Annotated in this window: 17 protein-coding genes; 6 read left to right on the top strand and 11 right to left on the bottom strand. The window is 61.8% G+C overall.

Going from position 1 to position 17847, the window contains the following annotated elements:
- The first annotated feature begins 170 nt into the window (after nt 1–170).
- Both JYP46_RS10570 and JYP46_RS10565 read left to right on the top strand, forming a co-directional pair.
- Complete coding sequence (locus tag JYP46_RS10570; RefSeq protein WP_206548064.1) at nt 171–1031, top strand: outer membrane protein; 861 nt, start codon at nt 171–173, stop codon at nt 1029–1031.
- Nucleotides 1032–1231: 200 nt separating this feature from the next.
- Nucleotides 1232–2071 carry an outer membrane protein gene (locus JYP46_RS10565; RefSeq protein WP_206548063.1) on the top strand — a complete coding sequence of 280 codons (840 nt, stop codon included), beginning with the start codon at nt 1232–1234 and terminating at the stop codon, nt 2069–2071.
- Nucleotides 2072–2401: 330 nt separating this feature from the next.
- Here JYP46_RS10565 and JYP46_RS10560 read toward each other — a convergent pair whose 3' ends face one another.
- The 5 genes from JYP46_RS10560 to JYP46_RS10540 form a co-directional block, all read right to left on the bottom strand.
- Nucleotides 2402–2716 (bottom strand): hypothetical protein, encoded by a 315-nt coding sequence (locus JYP46_RS10560; RefSeq protein ID WP_113153581.1) that lies wholly within the window; start codon nt 2714–2716, stop codon nt 2402–2404.
- Between the two features lie 98 nt (nt 2717–2814).
- On the bottom strand, nt 2815–4185 hold the full coding sequence (locus JYP46_RS10555; protein WP_206548062.1) for an FAD-binding oxidoreductase: 1371 nt from the start codon (nt 4183–4185) through the stop codon (nt 2815–2817).
- A gap of 259 nt (nt 4186–4444) precedes the next feature.
- The gene (locus tag JYP46_RS10550) at nt 4445–5071 is read right to left on the bottom strand and encodes a LysE family translocator (protein ID WP_204360854.1); all 627 of its coding nucleotides are present in this window, start codon (nt 5069–5071) and stop codon (nt 4445–4447) included.
- A gap of 4 nt (nt 5072–5075) precedes the next feature.
- Nucleotides 5076–7982 (bottom strand): DNA polymerase I, encoded by a 2907-nt coding sequence (gene polA / locus JYP46_RS10545; RefSeq protein ID WP_113153579.1) that lies wholly within the window; start codon nt 7980–7982, stop codon nt 5076–5078.
- A gap of 335 nt (nt 7983–8317) precedes the next feature.
- Nucleotides 8318–8749, bottom strand: a complete 432-nt coding sequence (locus JYP46_RS10540) for a Fur family transcriptional regulator (RefSeq protein WP_113153578.1) — start codon at nt 8747–8749, stop codon at nt 8318–8320.
- 236 nt (nt 8750–8985) lie between these two features.
- Here JYP46_RS10540 and JYP46_RS10535 point away from each other — a divergent pair, with 236 nt between their 5' ends.
- The 4 genes from JYP46_RS10535 to JYP46_RS10520 are packed head-to-tail and all read left to right on the top strand — an operon-like array spanning nt 8986 to nt 12489.
- Nucleotides 8986–9840, top strand: coding sequence for a metal ABC transporter substrate-binding protein (locus tag JYP46_RS10535; protein WP_280530254.1), 855 nt, complete (start codon nt 8986–8988; stop codon nt 9838–9840).
- Nucleotides 9837–10745 carry a manganese/iron ABC transporter ATP-binding protein gene (locus tag JYP46_RS10530; RefSeq protein WP_390881234.1) on the top strand — a complete coding sequence of 303 codons (909 nt, stop codon included), beginning with the start codon at nt 9837–9839 and terminating at the stop codon, nt 10743–10745. Before JYP46_RS10535 ends, JYP46_RS10530 begins: the two co-directional genes overlap by 4 nt.
- Nucleotides 10742–11617, top strand: a complete 876-nt coding sequence (locus tag JYP46_RS10525; protein ID WP_206548061.1) for a metal ABC transporter permease — start codon at nt 10742–10744, stop codon at nt 11615–11617. The genes JYP46_RS10530 and JYP46_RS10525 overlap by 4 nt, the downstream gene beginning before the upstream one ends.
- Nucleotides 11614–12489: a metal ABC transporter permease gene (locus tag JYP46_RS10520; protein WP_206548060.1), complete on the top strand. Its 876-nt coding sequence runs from the start codon at nt 11614–11616 to the stop codon at nt 12487–12489. The genes JYP46_RS10525 and JYP46_RS10520 overlap by 4 nt, the downstream gene beginning before the upstream one ends.
- Nucleotides 12490–12743: 254 nt before the next feature.
- On the opposite strand, the gene JYP46_RS10515 is transcribed toward JYP46_RS10520, so the two are convergent.
- From JYP46_RS10515 to JYP46_RS10490, 6 genes are all read right to left on the bottom strand, one after another.
- Nucleotides 12744–13151: a RidA family protein gene (locus tag JYP46_RS10515; protein WP_113156092.1), complete on the bottom strand. Its 408-nt coding sequence runs from the start codon at nt 13149–13151 to the stop codon at nt 12744–12746.
- Nucleotides 13152–13186: 35 nt separating this feature from the next.
- Nucleotides 13187–13873: an ABC transporter ATP-binding protein gene (locus JYP46_RS10510; protein ID WP_206548059.1), complete on the bottom strand. Its 687-nt coding sequence runs from the start codon at nt 13871–13873 to the stop codon at nt 13187–13189.
- A complete protein-coding gene (locus tag JYP46_RS10505) occupies nt 13870–14619 on the bottom strand; it encodes an ABC transporter ATP-binding protein (protein ID WP_206545607.1) in 750 nt (249 codons plus the stop codon). Before JYP46_RS10505 ends, JYP46_RS10510 begins: the two co-directional genes overlap by 4 nt.
- Nucleotides 14612–15583: a branched-chain amino acid ABC transporter permease gene (locus tag JYP46_RS10500; protein ID WP_206548058.1), complete on the bottom strand. Its 972-nt coding sequence runs from the start codon at nt 15581–15583 to the stop codon at nt 14612–14614. Before JYP46_RS10500 ends, JYP46_RS10505 begins: the two co-directional genes overlap by 8 nt.
- A gap of 10 nt (nt 15584–15593) precedes the next feature.
- Nucleotides 15594–16514, bottom strand: a complete 921-nt coding sequence (locus JYP46_RS10495) for a branched-chain amino acid ABC transporter permease (RefSeq protein WP_206545609.1) — start codon at nt 16512–16514, stop codon at nt 15594–15596.
- Between the two features lie 174 nt (nt 16515–16688).
- Complete coding sequence (locus JYP46_RS10490) at nt 16689–17825, bottom strand: ABC transporter substrate-binding protein (RefSeq protein ID WP_206548057.1); 1137 nt, start codon at nt 17823–17825, stop codon at nt 16689–16691.
- Nucleotides 17826–17847 lie beyond the last annotated feature (22 nt).

Below are 17847 nucleotides of genomic sequence, written 5' to 3'. Positions count from 1 at the left end.
TTTTTGTATTTTTGGCTTTGGTTTTGCGCCTTTGCGCGTCAGGCGTGTATTCACGTCGTGGTTAAGGCTTAAGGTTAAGTCGTATTTAACTTTTTTGGTCGAATACTCCCGTCGAGTTGCAATTTGCCGGTGTGCCCAGGGGGGCGCGGCAACGCCAAGGATGGGAACATATGTTGAAGTCTACGAAGGTCTTCGGGGCGGCCTTGCTGCTTTTTGCTCCGACCGCAGGCTATGCCGCCGATCTCTATGAACCGCCGATCATCGAAGCGCCCGAACCACTGCCGCCGATCATCGAGCCCGCCGCACCGGAATTTGGCGGATGGTATATTCGCGGCGATGTCGACTATCACTGGTCGAAGCTGCGCGGCACCGAATACATCACCTATGGTCCGGGGGCCGGTGGCCTTCGCGGAGGAACGGCGTCCTTCGACACGACGGACCTGAAGGGCGCCATGTCGCTGGGCGCCGGTGTCGGTTACCAGATCAATCGCTACCTTCGCGCTGATCTGACGGCGGACTACTGGTTCAAGTCGGATTTCACCGGCTCCACGTCGGGTACGTGCTCGGGCGGTGTGCCTTGCGTTTCCACGGATACGTCGGCCTACAGCGCCTGGCTGCTGATGGCCAACGCGTATATCGACCTTGGCACCTATCACGGCGTCACGCCTTATGTCGGTGCGGGTATCGGTGGCGCTCACATCAAGTGGGACGACCTGACGAACACCACGCCCGATGGCACGACGGTTCACGAGGGTTCCAGCAACTGGCGCTTCGCCTACTCGCTGATGGCCGGTGCTTCCTACTGCCTTACCGAGAATCTGAACCTCGACATGGGCTATCGCTTCACGCGGGTGAACGGCGGTCGCATGTTTGAGTATGCTTCGGGCGTTGCTCCGGGCTTCGACAAGGGCTTCAACGTTCACGAGGCCCGCGCGGGTCTGCGCTATCAGTTCGGTGGCAACACCAACTGCGCCGCGCCTCAGGTGGTCACCTATGATCCGCCGCCCTTCGAGCCGCCGGTCTACAAGTAAGACCTACGCGTAAGACAGTCTGCATTTTTCTAAACCGCCCGGCCCAAATGCCGGGCGGTTTTCTTTTGCGCAGTCGTTATCGTAAACGCCTGCGATAACCATGCGTTAGCCTTAACTGCCGCTTAACCCGAATGGTTAATTATGGGGAGATAAAGCGGCGGGGGCACCCTTAATCCGTCGCGTCTCGCGGAGTTCGGATTATGAGCACTATCACCCGTCTGCTTGTCTCTTCGGTTTCTCTGACGCTGGTTTCCATCGGCGCAGTGCAGGCCGCTGACTATGACCCACCGATCATTATTGAAGAAGTGCCTGACGTGGTGCCGGTGGAGATTGGCAGCGGCTGGTACCTGCGCGGCGACATTGGCTATTCGCTGAAAACCAGCGCCAAGGACCCCTTTACCTATCGCACCTTCGATGGCGTGAACTACGGTTCCGCCGCATTCGACAGCGTCTCCCTCTCGAAAGATTTCAGCTTCGGTCTGGGTTTTGGTTATTCCTTCACCGACTGGTTCCGCGCCGACGCGACGCTTGATCGCTTTACTGCCGGTTTCAACGGCACGACCTCGAGTTCGGTTCCCTGTCCGGGCGCTCCTGCTGGAACGACCTGTCGTTCCGAGGACGGTTCGGAAGTCACCGGGTATTCCGCGCTGTTAAACGCCTATGTGGACCTCGGCACCTATGTGGGCTTCACACCCTATGTGGGCGCGGGCATCGGCTACACCTATATGCGCTGGGATGAACTCGCCAACAGTGCCTACTGTGTGGGTGGCGGCTGCGGCGGCACCAGCTTTGCGGGCACGTCCAGGCATTCGGGCGAGTCGGACTGGCGCTTCACCTACGCGCTCATGGCCGGTATGTCCTATGACTTCTCCAACAACATGAAGGTGGACCTCGGCTACCGCTATCGTCATGTCGATGGCGGCAACATGTTCGCCTGGGATGCTGCGACGGCGGCAGCCGGTGCGACAGGCGTGCAGGGCCACGACAGCGATCTTGCCACGCATGAGATCCGCGTTGGTCTGCGCTACGAATTATGGTGAGAGCCGGTTCTGGCCCCTTCCATACAGAAACCCCCCACCTCCGCAGCCCAGCCCCTAACCTGAATGCGGGCGTATGGTAAAAGAATAAGCCGAACCCCTTGGTCCAGCAGAACCTTGGGGTTCGGATATGCTTCATAAATCTGCAACAAGTAAGAAACGGCGACTTCCCGCCCTGCGCTGGCATGAACGGAAATCGCCCGCTTCGCGCCGCGCAAATTGGTCATTCACCAGCGCTTGCCCTTGCCTTGAAAGCCGCCGTTCGTTGACCGGGAACCGGGCATTCGCCGCGACGTGAACGAACGGCAGCGATGCGGACGCCAATTGGACAAACTACTCGACGACGCGGAACACTTCCCAATATGTCGAGCCCGAAACGATCACTTCGCCCATCTTCTTGCCCCAGTCGGCATGCATCTTGATCGATCCGATCTTGTCGAAAAAATTATCAAGCTCAGCGAGATTAGAAATCTCGAACTCGTCCTGAATAACGGCCTCCTTGGCGCCGATCGAACCGGTTATCACGCGGCTTTTCGACATATCAATATCCGTTTGCGAGCCGATCTGCTCGGCCCATTCTTTGTGAAGCGCCAGCGCTTCCGATTTCATTCCAAATTTAGCTTCGCAGGTCCAACGCGCGATCATCATGGGGTCTTCCTCCCTTCTTGTGTAAAGAGATTTGGCCTGTCCCGCAGGCCGAAAACCGGTCGCCTGGGTGGGCGATATCTACACTTGGGAACGTCGGCCTATGGCGCGATGTTCTGGTTTATGTGGAACAGGTTGTCCGGGTCATATCGGCGCTTGAGTTTCAGGAGCCTGTCGTAATTGCCACCGAAGTTCTCCTGCGCGCGCCCGGCATCGTCTTCATCCATGAAGTTGATATAGCCGCCTGGTTCGGAATACGGCGCCACCGCATCCGAATAGTCTCGCACCCATTTTGTATGGGCCGCGTCATCGGCCGGGTCGTCGGATGCGGCCAGAACCACCATCGAGAAGTTGGCGTCTCTGTGCCCAAAGGCTGTGGCATCAGAATCCACGTCCTGACACGCGCCGTTGATCGGATAAAGATGCATGGTGGAACTGACCGTCGGTGCGTTCGGTCCGTGCTGGACATGCGCCGCGATCGCTTCGTCGGTGAGCTCCTTGACGAAGTTGCCCTTCCAGTATTGTCGGATGCCCGTCGGGAAAAGGCCATCGAAAGCCGCGTTGATTGCCGGGTACGGCACCGGCCCGACATGTTCGGCCTTGACCTCGGCAATGTCGTGGAACGCCTTGAACTGTTTTTCGCCCTCGGACGGATCCCCTGACCAGCAGGCGACGATGGCACAGAACATGTCGCCGTGGCGGTCTTCCGGGATGAATGGCAGTGGCGGCGCGATCTGGAAGGCCGGAAAGGCGCCCATCTCGCGCGGCGCGGTCTTGATGTAGTCCCGATAAAACCTGAAGATCGTTTCGGTTTCTTCGATCTCGAAGAACATCGGGCCCCAATAGACCGTTTCGACCGGCTGGAGCTTGTATTCGAGCGAGGTGCAAATGCCGAAATTTCCGCCGCCGCCGCGGATGGCCCAGAAGAGGTCGGTATTCCTGTCTTCACTTGCGATCAGCATCTTTCCGTCAGCCGTCACGACATCTGCCGAAATCAGGTTGTCGAGCGACAGGCCATGACCACGGGAGAGGTACCCGATCCCTCCGCCTAGCGTGAGCCCGGCAATGCCGGTTGTGGAGATGATCCCGCCCGTAGTGGCGAGACCAAAGGCATGGGTGGCCGAATTGAAATCACCCCACGTAGTACCTCCCTCGGCGCGAACCGTCTTGGCGCCCGGATCGACCCGGACGCTGCGCATATGCGACAGGTCGATAACGACGCCTCCGTCATTGGTGCCGAAGCCGGGACCGCTGTGCCCGCCGCCGCGCACAGAAAGTTCGTGCCCGTTGTCGCGGGCATAGTGGACTGTAGTCATCACGTCGCCGGCATTGGCTGCCCGCACGATGACGGCGGGCCGTTTGTCGATCATTCCGTTGTGGACCTTGCGGGCCTCATCGTAGCTGTTGTCGGATTGGGTGATGACATCTCCGCGAATATGGTCGCGGAGTTCGCTTGGTGTCTTGGCTGTCATGGTTTTCCCGCCATGGTTTCTTGATTGTCCGCGTTGATCGCGGAACTCAGACAAGCCAATCAGCCAACCAAGACTCACAAGGAAACGATCTGTCGCCACAAACCATTGGCTGGCTTATCGACTGCGATCATTGCCTAAAGTTAACACAATTTTTGAAAATGGCAGAGTCGGCATTTTTTGACGCGCGTAACACTCACCTGAAAAGGAAGTTCAGCCGCTTCGCAGGGGCGGCTCCCTGCCCAGATTGAGGCACGGTGTTCTAGCGCGCCGTTGACCAGCCGAACCAGAGCGCGACGAGTGCGAGAAGGGCGGAGAGTGTGCGCCGTGCGATCCGCTCGCGCCGGGCGTCGGTCAGAAATGGCTGTAGCGTGCTTGCCAGCACCACGATCATGCCGTGGATCAGTGTCGCCACGCCCACATAGATCGAGGTGAGGAGAATGGTCTGCGGCGTCAGTGGCTGCGTGGGGTCCACGAAGGTCGGTAAAACGGCGATGTAGAAAACCGCCGCCTTGGGATTGAGCAGATTTGTCACGAGACCGCGCATGAAATGCGCGCCGTCTGGCTTGTCTCCTGCCGCAGAGACGTCGCCGCCATCGCGCCAGCCATCCCAGGCCAGAAAGAGCAGGAAGAGCACACCCGCCCAGCGCAGCCCCTCATAGAGCAGGTCGGAGGCCTGAATGACCTGCGCCACGCCGAGCGCGGCAATGATGCCGACAATGCTGAGCCCGAGCGCCACGCCGGCAACCGTCGCGAAGCCGGGGCGGCGGCCTTCCGAGGCGGAGATAAGGGCCAGATAGGCCATGTTCGGTCCGGGCGTAAGCTCGATCAGCGTCGATGCCAGAGCGAATGAAGCGACAACGGTCAGATCGAGCCCGAAGACAGTCATGGCGTCAGTGCGCCTCGTTCCAGTTGTCGGCGGCGCGCGCTTCAACCTGAAGCGGGACAGAGAGGGAGCGGGCCGGCAGGGCGGCGTTTTCCATCACGTCGCAGATCAGCGGGATGACCGCGTCGACCTTGCTTTCGGGCGCTTCGAAGATCAGTTCGTCATGCACCTGCAAAAGCATTTTCACCTCGCCGAATCCGGCGTCCGCAAGCGCTTCATCCATGCGCACCATGGCGCGGCGGATGATGTCCGCCGCCGAACCCTGGATCGGCGCGTTGATCGCGGCGCGCTCGTTGAAGGCGCGCAATTGCGGATTGGACGAGCGGATCTCCGGGTAGTGTGCCCGGCGGCCAAAGATCGTCTCGACATAGCCGAGTTCCTTGGCCTTGGCCTTGGTGGCGTCCATGTAGTCCTTGATGCCGGGGAAGCGCTCGAAATAGCGCTTGATATAGGCGCTGGCTTCCTCGCGCGGAATGGCGAGCTGGTTGGCGAGACCGAAGGCGGAGATGCCGTAGATGATGCCGAAATTGATCGCCTTGGCGCGCCGGCGCACCTCCGATGGCATGCCTTCCACCGGCACGTCGAACATTTCCGACGCCGTCATGGCGTGAATGTCGAGCCCGTCGGCAAACGCCTTCTTCAGTTCCGCAATGTCGGCCACATGGGCAAGCACGCGAAGCTCGATCTGGCTGTAGTCGGCAGAGATCAGCTTTGCGCCTTCCGGCGCCACGAAGGCGGTGCGGATCTTGCGGCCTTCCGGCGTGCGAACCGGGATGTTCTGCAGGTTCGGCTCGGAGGAGGAGAGGCGGCCCGTCGTCGTGGAGGCGAGGGCGTAGGAGGTGTGAACGCGCTTCGTCTCGGGATTGATGTAACCCGGCAGCGCATCCGTGTAGGTGGATTTGAGCTTCGTCACCTGCCGCCAGTCGACGATCTTGCGCGGCAGTTCGTGCCCTGCGCCAGCCAGGTCCTCCAGCACCTGCGCCGAGGTCGACCACTGGCCGGTCTTGGTCTTGCTGCCGCCCGGCAGACCCATCTTGCCGAACAGGATTTCGCCAAGCTGCTTGGGCGAGCCGATGGTGAAGCGCTCGCCGGCCAGCGTGTAGATTTCGTCTTCGATGCCGGCGGCCGTCTGGGCGAAGTCACCCGACATGCGCGACAGGATCTGGCGGTCGACGGAAATGCCGCGATGCTCCATCCGGCCGATCACCGGGATCATGGGGCGCTCGAGCCGCTCATAGACGGAGACCAGCCCTTCGGCGGCGAGCCGGGGCTTCAGCACCTGCCACAGCCGCAGCGTGATGTCGGCATCCTCGGCGGCATAGGCGGTGGCGCGCTCCAGATCCACCATGTCGAAGGTGATCTGCTTGCGGCCGGTGCCGGTCAGTTCCTTGTAGGGGATGGGTTTGTGGCCGAGCCAGCGCTCGGAAAGCGCGTCCATGCCGTGGCCCACCGTGCCGTGGCTGCCGGTTCCGGCATCGAGCACATAGGAGATCAGCATGGTGTCGTCGCAGCCGACGATCTCCACGCCAAGCCGATACATGATCAGCCAGTCATATTTAAGGTTCTGCCCGATCTTGAGAACGGCGGGATCGGCCATCATGGCGCGGATCGCCTCCAGCGCCTCTTCCTGCGAAAGCTGGTTCTCGATCAGCCCGCCGCCCAGAAGGTCGCCACTGCCGCTCTTGTGCGCGATCGGCACATAGGCTGCGCGGCCGGGTTTGGTCGCAAGCGAAAAGCCGCACAGCTCCGCCTGCATCGGATCAAGCGAGGTGGTCTCGGTGTCGAAGGCGAGGATGCCCGCCTCATAGGCTTCCGCGACCCACTTCTTCAGCGTGTCGAGATCGCGGATGCATTCATAGCCGGCGTGATCGAAGGTCTGTGCCGAGCCTGCTTCTGCGATCCTGTTGGCGAGCTTCGACGGTGTGTCCGCATCGCCCGTGTCTTCGGCCGGCGTGAGGTCGGGGCCATGCGCGTCCGCGCCGGCTTCGACCTCCACATGGGCGGCCTCGATCTCGGCCACTTCGGCTCCGGTGGCCTCGGCCACACGGCGCGTCAGCGTGGTGAACTCCATTGCTTTCAGGAAGCCGATCAGCTTCGGTCCGTCCGGCGGGGCGAGCTCGAACGTGTCGATGGCGTGCTCCACCGGAACATCGATCCTGAGCTTGACCAGCTCGCGCGAAATGCGCGCCTTGTCGGCGAATTCGATCAGGTTCTCGCGGCGTTTCTTCTGCTTGATCTCCTCGGCGCGGGAGAGAAGCGTGTCGAGATCACCATATTCTTCCAGAAGCTGGGCCGCCGTCTTGGGACCGATGCCCGGCACGCCGGGAACATTGTCGACGGAATCGCCCGTGAGCGCCTGCAGGTCGATCATCTTCTCGGGCGGCACGCCCCATTTCTCGATCACTTCGGGAATGTTGATTTCCCGGTCCTTCATCGGATCGTACATCGAGACGTTTTCGGTCACGAGCTGCATCAGATCCTTGTCGGAGGAGATGATCGTGGTGTCGCCGCCGGCCTCGCTTGCGAGCCGCGCATAGGTGGCGATCAGGTCGTCGGCCTCGAAGCCGGCCAGCTCGATGCAGGGCAGGTCGAAGGCCTGCGTCGCCTCGCGGATCAGACCGAACTGCGGCACCAGATCCTCCGGCGGCTCCGAGCGGTTGGCCTTGTATTCCGGGTAAAGATCGTTGCGGAACGTCTTCGAGGAATGGTCGAAGATGACCGCGAAATGGGTCGGGGTGACGCCCACCTCCGTGTCGCGCGCATTCTGCAGAAGCTTCCAGAGCATGTTGCAGAAGCCGGCGACGGCGCCCACCGGCAGGCCGTCGGATTTGCGGGTCAGCGGGGGCAGCGCGTGATAGGCGCGAAAGATGTAGCCCGAACCGTCAACGAGGAAGAGATGATCGCCTTTTTTCATGGCTGCTACGGGTAGCGCGGCGGGGTGCGCCTGTCCATGGAAAAGGGGGGCTGTCCGCGCCTTTCGGACAGGTGTCCTGACAAGGTGGAACGGGGCCTACCGCTTTCTATCACGCGTTTGTTACGAAGTTGTAATGTCCCGTGCCCTTGAATAGCCACGTTCAAGCACAAAATAACACACAGCGGCATTTTTCGCCGTGGTCCGCAAAAGGCTCGTCCCCCGCCTTTACCGGACGAAATAGCGGCAGCCTCATCCCCCCTCTCCGGGCTGCCGCGGTGTTTCAAGCATGGCCGCCGTGGTTTCCCCTCCACCACGGCGGCTCTTGCGTTCAGGGGTCAGGTTTTCCTGCGTTTCCTGCCGTAAAGCTCCAGCCGATGGTGCACGATGTCGTAGCCGAGCGAGCGGGCGATCTCTTCCTGAAGCTTCTCGATCCGGTCCGAGTGAAACTCGATCACGTCACCCGTATCCATGTCGATCAGGTGGTCGTGATGTTCACCGTCGGCCTGCTCGAAGCGTGCGCGTCCGCCCTCGAAGGCATGGCGGTGGATCGCGCCCATTTCTTCAAGAAGTTTCATGGTCCGGTAGACGGTTGAAAGCGAGATGCTGGGGTCGATGATCGTCGCGCGCTGGAAGATTTCCATCGCGTCGGGATGATCGTCCGTTTCCGTCAGAATGCGAAGAATGATCTTGCGCGGCCTGGTGATGCGAACACCGGCGCGGCGCAGTTCCTTCTCGTAATCCGGCTTGTGGGCGGGGTGCTGATTCATCGGCAGACTATGCGCCAGATGACAATCAGTTGCAAAGATTCGATCTTCACTTGCCGGCGCTTCTCCTCAGGAAAGCCCGCATTCCCGGCATTCTTTGCTTTTTTATTGCAAACGATTTGCAATTGCATTGACGGGCGGCGGAATTCACCATAACTATGACGCGTTGCAGCAGTTTCGATGTGTTTCAGGGGATTCTCATGCCATCAGCCAAGCGATTGGCCACTTTCGTCATTGCAATGCTTGCCGCGTCCTCCGCCTTTGCGCAGGACGAACGTTTCAAGGCGGTCACCACATTCACCGTCATCGCGGACATGGCGCGCAATGTCGCCGGCGATGCTGCGGTGGTCGAGTCGATCACCAAGCCCAATGCCGAAATCCATAATTACCAGCCGACGCCCGGGGACATCCTGCGGGCGCAGGACGCCGAGCTGATCCTCTGGAACGGGCTCAATCTCGAACTCTGGTTCGAGCGCTTCTTCCGCAATCTGAAGGATGTGCCGAGCGTCGTCGTTTCGGAAGGCGTGGAGCCGATGAGCATCGGCGACGGACCCTATACCGGCAAGCCAAACCCGCATGCCTGGATGTCGCCGAGCGATGCGCTGATCTATGTCGACAATATCCGCGACGCGTTCTCGCAATATGATCCGGAGAATGCCGGGATCTATGCGAAGAACGCGGAGGCTTACAAGGCCGAGATCCAGTCCGTTGTCGATCCGATCCGTGAGCGGCTGGCGGCCATTCCCGAAGATCACCGGGTGCTTGTCACCAGTGAAGGCGCGTTCAGCTATCTGGCGCGTGATTTCGGGCTGAAGGAGCTTTACATCTGGCCGATCAATGCCGACCAGCAGGGCACGCCGCAGCAGGTGCGTCATGTGATCGACCAGATCCGCGAAACCAATGCGCCTGCGGTCTTCAGCGAAAGCACCGTCTCGCCCAACCCCGCAAAGCAGGTGGCGCGTGAGACGGGGGCGGCCTATGGCGGTGTTCTCTATGTGGACTCGCTCAGCGACGACAACGGCCCGGTTCCCACCTATCTGGATCTCTTAAGGGCCACGAGCGAGACCATTGCCGAAGGATTGACCGGGCAATGAACGCACCCGTTGTGAACATGAAGAAGAAGCCGGCGGCGCAGTCCGCCGGCATTGACGTTCGTGATGTCACCGTCACCTACCGCAATGGCCATACGGCGCTGCGCGATGCGAGCTTCTCCATCCCCACCGGAACCATTGCGGCCCTTGTCGGCGTGAATGGCAGCGGCAAGTCCACCCTGTTCAAGGGGATCATGGGGTTTGTTCCGCTGGCAAAGGGCGATGTCTCCATCCTGGGCGAGCCGGCCGGTCGGGCGCTCAAGCGCAATGTCGTGGCCTATGTCCCGCAGGCCGAGGAAGTCGACTGGAACTTCCCGGTTCTGGTCGAGGATGTGGTGATGATGGGCCGTTATGGCCACATGAATTTCATGCGCTGGGCGCGCCGGCAGGACCATGAAATGGTCGAGGCCGCGCTTGAGCGCGTCGGCATGGCCGATTTCCGCAAACGTCAGATCGGCGAATTGTCGGGCGGCCAGAAAAAGCGCGTCTTTCTGGCCCGCGCGCTGGCGCAGGAGGGCAGGGTGATCCTGCTCGACGAGCCCTTCACCGGCGTCGATGTGCGGACCGAAGAATCCATCATCGCGCTGCTCAAGGCGCTGCGCGAAGAAGGCCATGTCATGCTGGTCTCGACGCATAATCTGGGCAGCGTCCCGCGTTTCTGCGACCGCACGATCCTGATCAACCGCACGGTTTTGGCAGCCGGTCCCACCGAGGATGTGTTCACGCGCGCCAATCTGGAAAAGGCATTTGGCGGCGTCCTGCGCCAGTTCACGCTCGGCGGCGCGGAGCTGCATGAAGATGCCGAGGAAGATTCCCGGCAGGTCACCGTTCTGACCGACGATGAGCGGCCCTTCGTCATCTATGGCGATGAGAAGAACGGACGCCCGGACGAGGGCAAGCGCAAATGAGCGCCTATCTGCTCGAACCCTTCTCCTATGGCTACATGGTCAACGCCATGTGGGTGAGCGCGCTGGTGGGCGGCGTCTGCGCCTTCCTGTCGGCCTATCTGATGCTCAAGGGCTGGTCGCTGATCGGCGATGCGCTTTCGCATTCCATCGTGCCCGGCGTTGCCGGCGCTTACATGCTCGGCCTGCCTTTCTCCATCGGTGCCTTCTTCGCCGGCGGCCTGGCGGCTGGCGCGATGTTCTTCCTCAACCAGCGCACGAGGCTGCGCGAGGATGCGATCATCGGTCTGATCTTCACGTCCTTCTTCGGCCTCGGTCTGTTCATGATCTCGCTGTCGCCAGCCTCGGTGAACATCCAGACCATCGTTCTGGGCAACATCCTCGCCATCACGCCGTCCGACACGCTTCAGCTCGTCATCATTTCCGGCGTCACGCTGGCCGTGCTCGCGGTCAAGTGGAAGGATCTTATGGTCGCCTTCTTCGATGAGAACCACGCCCGCTCCATCGGTCTCAATCCGGGCTTTCTGCGGCTGATCTTCTTCACGCTTCTGAGCGCCTGCACGGTTGCCGCCATGCAGACGGTCGGCGCGTTTCTCGTGATCGCCATGGTGGTGACGCCGGGTGCGACGGCCTATCTCCTGACGGACCGTTTCCCGCGTCTGGTCGCCATCGCGGTCGCCATCGGGGCGGTGTCGAGTTTTGTCGGCGCCTATGCCAGCTACTTCCTTGATGGCGCGACGGGCGGGATCATCGTTGTGCTCCAGACGCTGACCTTCCTCACCGCCTTCGTCTTTGCGCCCAAGCACGGTATGCTCGCCGCGCGCCGACGCGCCCGTGAGGCGCTGAAAGACTCGATGCAGGAGGCGGGCGCATGAGCGGCTTTCTCGACATGGCGCTGATGCCCTTCGCCTTTCCGTTCATGCAGCAGGCGTTCATCATCTCGGTGCTGATCGCCGCGCCCATGGCGCTGCTTTCCTGCTTTCTGATCCTGAAGGGCTGGTCGTTGATGGGTGACGCCGTCAGCCATGCCGTTCTGCCGGGTGTGGTCATCGCCTATATCATCGGCATCCCCTTCGCCATCGGCGCATTCGTGGCCGGCATGACCTGCGTTGTGGGCATCGGCTATCTGAAGGAAAACAGCCGGGTGAAGGAAGACACCATCATGGGCGTCGTCTTCTCCGGAATGTTCGGGCTCGGCCTGCTGCTCTACACCAAGATTCAGACCGAGGTGCATCTCGATCACATCCTGTTCGGCGACATGCTGGGCGTGACCTGGGGCGACATCACGCAGACGGGCATCATTGCACTGTTTGTGTGCGCGGCCATTCTTCTGTTCCGCCGCGACCTGCTTCTCAATGCGTTCGACCCGCAGCACGCCAAGGCAATCGGCCTGCCGGTGCGGGTGCTGCATTACGGGCTACTGGCTATCCTGTCGCTGACCATCGTGGCGGCTCTGACGGCGGTGGGCATCATTCTGGCGATTGCGCTTCTGATCGGGCCGGGCGCGGTGGCGTTCCTGCTCGTCCGGCGCTTCGACCGCATGTTGCTTGTCAGCCTGGCGGTGGCGCTGTTCGCTTCGTTCTTTGGTGTCTATCTGAGCTTCTTCATCGACAGCGCGCCGGCCCCGACCATCGTGCTTCTGATGACGGGCATGTTCCTTGTGGCTTTCGTCTACACGCTGCGCCGCAATGCGCGGGAGGATGCCGCGCGGGAGGTGGACTCACGCGAACTGGGCGTGGGGCGATGAGCCTTCGCGGTGTGGAGCCCAAGCGCCCTCGCCCTTCGACAAGCTCAGGATGAGGGCTACTTAAACCGCGCAGAAAAGCCGTAGCGCCACGCACGGCAAATGTTCCTGCGTCCGCGTTCCACGTCTCCAAGAAACACGGCGTTTCCAGTAGCCCTCATCCTGAGCTTGTCGAAGGGCGAGGGCGCTTGGGCACCGCAGCAAAGTGATAGCGCCGGGCGTCGTTCTCAGATGCGCGGCGCTTGAGCCTCGTTCGGCTAGTCGGGCAGAACGGCTGTGGCTTCGATCTCGACCTTCGCCTCGTCTTCGATCAGCGCCACCACCTGCACGACGCTCATGGGCGGGAAGTTACGGCCCATGGCGGAACGATAGGCTTCGCCCAGCTCGCGCAGACGGCTGCCATAGGCTTCCTTGTCGGTGATGAACCAGGTCAGGCGAACCACGTGCTCCGGCCCTGCGCCAGCTTCCTTGAGAAGCGTGACAATGTTCTCAAGCGCCTGACGCACCTGGCCGATGAAGTCGTCGGTCTCGAACACCTGATTGCTGTTCCAGCCGATCTGACCCCCAAGGAAGACGGTGCGCCCCCTTGCAACAACACCATTGGAATACCCCTTGGCAGGAACCCAGTCGGCTGGCTGGAGAATCTGGTGAAGCGGGACAGTCATGCTATTTCCTTCATGCTTGGGAACGAAAGGCGTGATCACACGCCGAGGAAGCGCTGCTGGATTTCATCGGTGAGCGCCAGGGGCGCACCGGTCCATGCGGTGCGGCCTTTTTCGAGAATGACACAGCGGTCTGCCACGGGCAGTAACTCGCTCAGCGTCTTGTCGACGATCAGGATCGACTGGCCCTCCGCCCGGATGGCGCGGATGGCGCGCCAGATGTCCTGCCGGATCACCGGGGCGAGCCCTTCGGTCGCCTCGTCGAGAATGAGCAGGCGTGGATTGGTAGCCAGCGCCCTGCCGATGGCAAGCATCTGCTGCTCGCCGCCCGAAAGCGTGCTCGCATACTGATCGCGCCGCTCCGCCAGTCGCGGGAACAGCGCGTTCACGCCATCGAGCGTCCATCTGCCGGGACGTGCGGCGGCGAGGATGTTTTCCTCCACCGTCAGGTTCGGGAAGCAGCGCCGGCCCTCCGGCACCAGTCCCACGCCGAGCCGCGCGATGCGGTGCGGCTTCATCCGCGTGATGTCCTTGCCGGCAAAGGCAATGCTGCCGGATTGCGGTGGCGTCAGGTGGCAGACGGAGCGGATCGTGGTCGTCTTGCCCATGCCGTTGCGGCCCATCAGCGCCACGGCCTCTCCTTCTTCGACCGAAAGGTCGACGCCGAAAAGCGCCTGCGACTTTCCATAGAAGGTTTTGAGATCCTGGATGTCGAGCAGCTTCATGCGCCGTCTCCCAGATAGGCTTCGCGCACGGCGGGATGGTTGCGAATGTCATCGACCGAGCCGGTGGCGATGATCCGCCCGTAGACGAGAACGGAGATGCGGTCGGCCAGTGCGAAGACGGCGTCCATGTCGTGCTCGATCAGAAGGATCGGCGCTTCGTCGCGCAGACGATCGAGAAACCCGGTCAGCGCCTGCGAGCCTTCCGGCCCCATGCCCGCCATCGGCTCATCAAGCAGAAACGCCTTTGCGCCGAGCGCCAGTGCGATGGCGATCTCGAGCTGCCGCCGCTCGCCGTGCGAAAGCTCGGCCGCCGGCACATCGGCGCGGTCGGCAAGACCCACGCGCGTGAGTGCTTCCCGGGCGGGTTCGGTGAGGCTCCGGTCGCGCATGACGGGTTTGAAGAAATGGAAGCTGGAGCCCTGACGCGCCTGCACCGCCAGCATCACATTGCGCAGCGCCGAGAACTCGGGCGCGAGCGAGGACACCTGGAATGTGCGCCCCATGCCGAGCCTTGCGCGGGCCGCCACATCGAGCGGCTTCACATCCCGGCCCTCGAAGCGGATCTCGCCGCTGTCGGGCGTGAGTGAGCCGGCGATCTGGTGGATCAGCGTCGACTTGCCGGCGCCGTTCGGGCCGATCAGCGCGTGGATCTCTCCCGGTCTGAGGTCGAGGCTGACGCCATCGGTCGCCTTAAGTGCGCCGAAGCTCTTTCTCAGGTCGCGAATGTCGAGGATCGGTTCAGCCATGACGCGCCCTCCCGGCCAGAAGTCCCATCACGCCGCCGCGGGCAAACAGCACCACGGCCAGCAGGATCAGGCCGAGGAAGAACTGCCAGTGCTCGGTAATGCCGCCCAGCGCAAACTCGAAAAGCACATAGACAATGGCCCCGGCCAGCGGCCCGGCAAGCCGGCCGACACCGCCCAGAATGATGAGAACGATCAGCTCGCCCGACATGTGCCAGGAGAACATGGAGGGGCTGACGAAGCGGTTGAGATCGGCAAAGAGCGCACCGGCAAGCGCGGTCATCATGGCCGAGATCACGAAGGCCGTGAGCCGCACCCGGAACGGACCGATGCCGACGGCGGCAAGCCGGGTCTCGTTCTGTCGTCCGGCCTGCAGCGCTGCGCCAAAGCGCGAGTCGCGAAGCATGGCGAAGACGATGAGGCCCAGCGCCAGAAGCCCGAAGCAGATGAGGAAGAAGCTCATCGGCGCGAGCGTGTTCATGCCCGGAAAGGCGTTGCGCACGTAGATCGACAGACCGTCCTCGCCGCCATAGGCGGGCCAGGAAATCGCGAAATAGTAGATCATCTGCGCGAAGGCGAGGGTGATCATGATGAAGTAGACGCCGGAGGTCCTGAGCGAAATCAGGCCGATCAGAACGGCAACGAGCCCGGCGGCAATCGCGCCCGTGATCCAGATGACGATCATCTGGTTGGTGCCGGGCAGACCGAGGAGAAGCGGCTCACTGTTGAATGCATGAGTGGCGAGAATGCCGGCCGCATAGCCGCCAATGCCGAAGAAGGCGGCATGGCCGAACGACACCAGACCACCAAGGCCGAGCGCGATGTTGAGCCCGGTGGCGGCAAGGCCAAGGATCGCCATGCGGGTCGCCAGCGTGATGTAGAAGGTCTCGCCCATCGCCTGTGCAATGAAGGCGGCGGCAAGCAGGCCGGCAATGATCAGGATGCTGATGGTTGTTTCGCGTGTCATGGCCGGTCCCTCACGCATTCGCCGCGAACAGGCCCTGGGGCCTGAAGGCAAGGATGAGGGCCATGACGATGTAGATCAGCATGGAGGCAAGAGCCGCGCCGATCGTGGCGGCTTCCGAATTGGGCATGAAGAGGCCGAAGAAATGCGGCAGCAGGAAGCGGCCCAGCGTCTCTGTCAGCCCCACCAGAATGGAGCCGATCAGCGCGCCCTTGATGGAGCCGATGCCGCCGATGACGATAACCACGAAGGCAAGGATCAGCACCGGTTCGCCCATGCCCACCTGCACCGACTGAAGCGCGCCCACCATTGCGCCAGCCAGACCGGCAAGGGCTGCGCCCAGCGCAAAGACGAGCGTGTAGAGCGTGCCGATGTCGATGCCGAGCGCGCCGATCATCTCGCGGTCGGATTCGCCAGCGCGAATGCGCATGCCCAGACGCGTCTTGCCGATCAGGAGATAGAGCCCGATGGCGACCGCGATGCCGACGCCGATCACGGCCAGTCGGTAGATGGGATATTGCGCGCCACCGGGCAGATGCACCGCGCCCGAGAGAAGCTGCGGAATATCGAGATAGAGCGGGAACGAGCCGAACACCCAGCGCGTGCCCTCGGAGAAGATGAGGATCAGCGCAAAGGTGGCGAGCACCTGGTCGAGATGGTCGCGTTCGTAGAGCCGTCTGATGACGAGGATTTCGACGAGCGCGCCGGCTGCGGCTGCGGCGGCAAGGCTTGCGACAAGCCCAAGCCAGAAGGAGCCGGTCGCTGCGGCCACGGTCGCGCAGGCAAATGCGCCGACCATGAAGAGCGAACCATGCGCAAGGTTGATGAGCCCCATGACGCCGAAGATCAGCGTCAGGCCGGCGGCCATCAGGAACAGCATCACGCCGAACTGCAGGCCATTCAGGATCTGCTCTATGAAAAGGGTCAGGGACACGGGGAGCTTTCGCCGTCTGGTTTTGAGGTGGAGCGCTGCGTGGACGTCTCCCTCTCCCCGTTCACGGGGAGAGGGTGAGGGTGAGGGGCTGCGCCATGATCTGCAAAGACTGGCGCAGGTCCCCCATCCGCCTGCCGGCACCTTCTCCCCGCCAGCGGGGAGAAGGAAGCTGTCCTACATTTTGCACTCGGCCGCGTAGGCGTCCTGGTGGTCGGTGAACGCCGTGGAGACGATCTTGTTGGTCAGCGTGTCACCGTCCTTCACCACCTCGCGGACATAGAAGTCCTGGATCGGGTGGTTGTTGCTGTTGAACGAGAACTTGCCGCGAACCGAATCGAAATCCGCTTCCTTCAGCGCTGCACGGAACGCATCCTTGTCCTTCACGCTTGCCTTGCCGGCTGCGGAGAGGATCAGGTTCGCCGTGTCATAGGCCTGCGCCGCGTAGACGGAGGGCAGGCGGCCATAGGCTTCCTTGAAGCCCTCGACGAAGGTCTTGTTGGCTTCATTGTCGAGGTCATAGGCCCACGATGCCGAGTTCTTCACGCCAAGCGCCGCGTCGCCGATTGCCGGCAGAACGTCCTGGCTGAACGAGAAGGCCGGCCCCATCAGCGGAAGGTCGACGCCCGACTGCGCATACTGCTTGGTGAAGGCGACGCCCATGCCGCCCGGCAGGAAGATGAACACCGAGTCTGCATCCGATGCGCGGATCTGTGCGATCTCGGCGGCATAGTCCGTCTGTCCGAGCTTGGTGTAGACCTCGCCGGCGAGCTCACCCTTGTAGAAGCGCTTGAAGCCGGTGAGCGAGTCCTTGCCGGCCGGGTAGTTGGGGGCCATGATGAAGGTCTTCTTGAAGTCCTTGTTGGCGGCCTCGCCCATCGCTTCGTGGAAATTGTCGTTCTGGTAGGCGACGTTGAAATAGTTCGGGCTGCAGCCAGCGCCGGCAAGAGCCGAGGGGCCGGCATTGACCGACAGGTAGATCACATCCTGCGCCGTTGCAGACGGCACGACGGCCATGGCCAGGTTCGACCAGATGATGCCCGTCATCAGGTCGACCTTGTCGCTCTGGATCATCTTGTCCGCAATCTGCACGGCAAGTTCCGGCTTGCGCGCATCATCTTCGGTGATGATCTCGATGTCCTTGTTGCCGGACTGTTCGATCGCCAGCATGAAGCCGTCGCGGGCGTCGATGCCCAGTCCTGCGCCGCCGCCGGAAAGCGTGGTGATCATGCCGATCTTGACCGGCTCGGCAAAGGCGTTGCCGGCAACGCTTGCCGACAGGGCAAACAGGCTCGCTGCAATAAGCTTTTTCATGAAGTGTCTCCCAATGGTTCCC

The organism is Nitratireductor aquimarinus, from assembly GCF_017255295.1.
Lineage (GTDB): Bacteria > Pseudomonadota > Alphaproteobacteria > Rhizobiales > Rhizobiaceae > Nitratireductor > Nitratireductor aquimarinus.
Note: the sequence above shows the minus strand (reverse complement) of the source record. Positions and strands in the feature narration are given on the sequence as shown.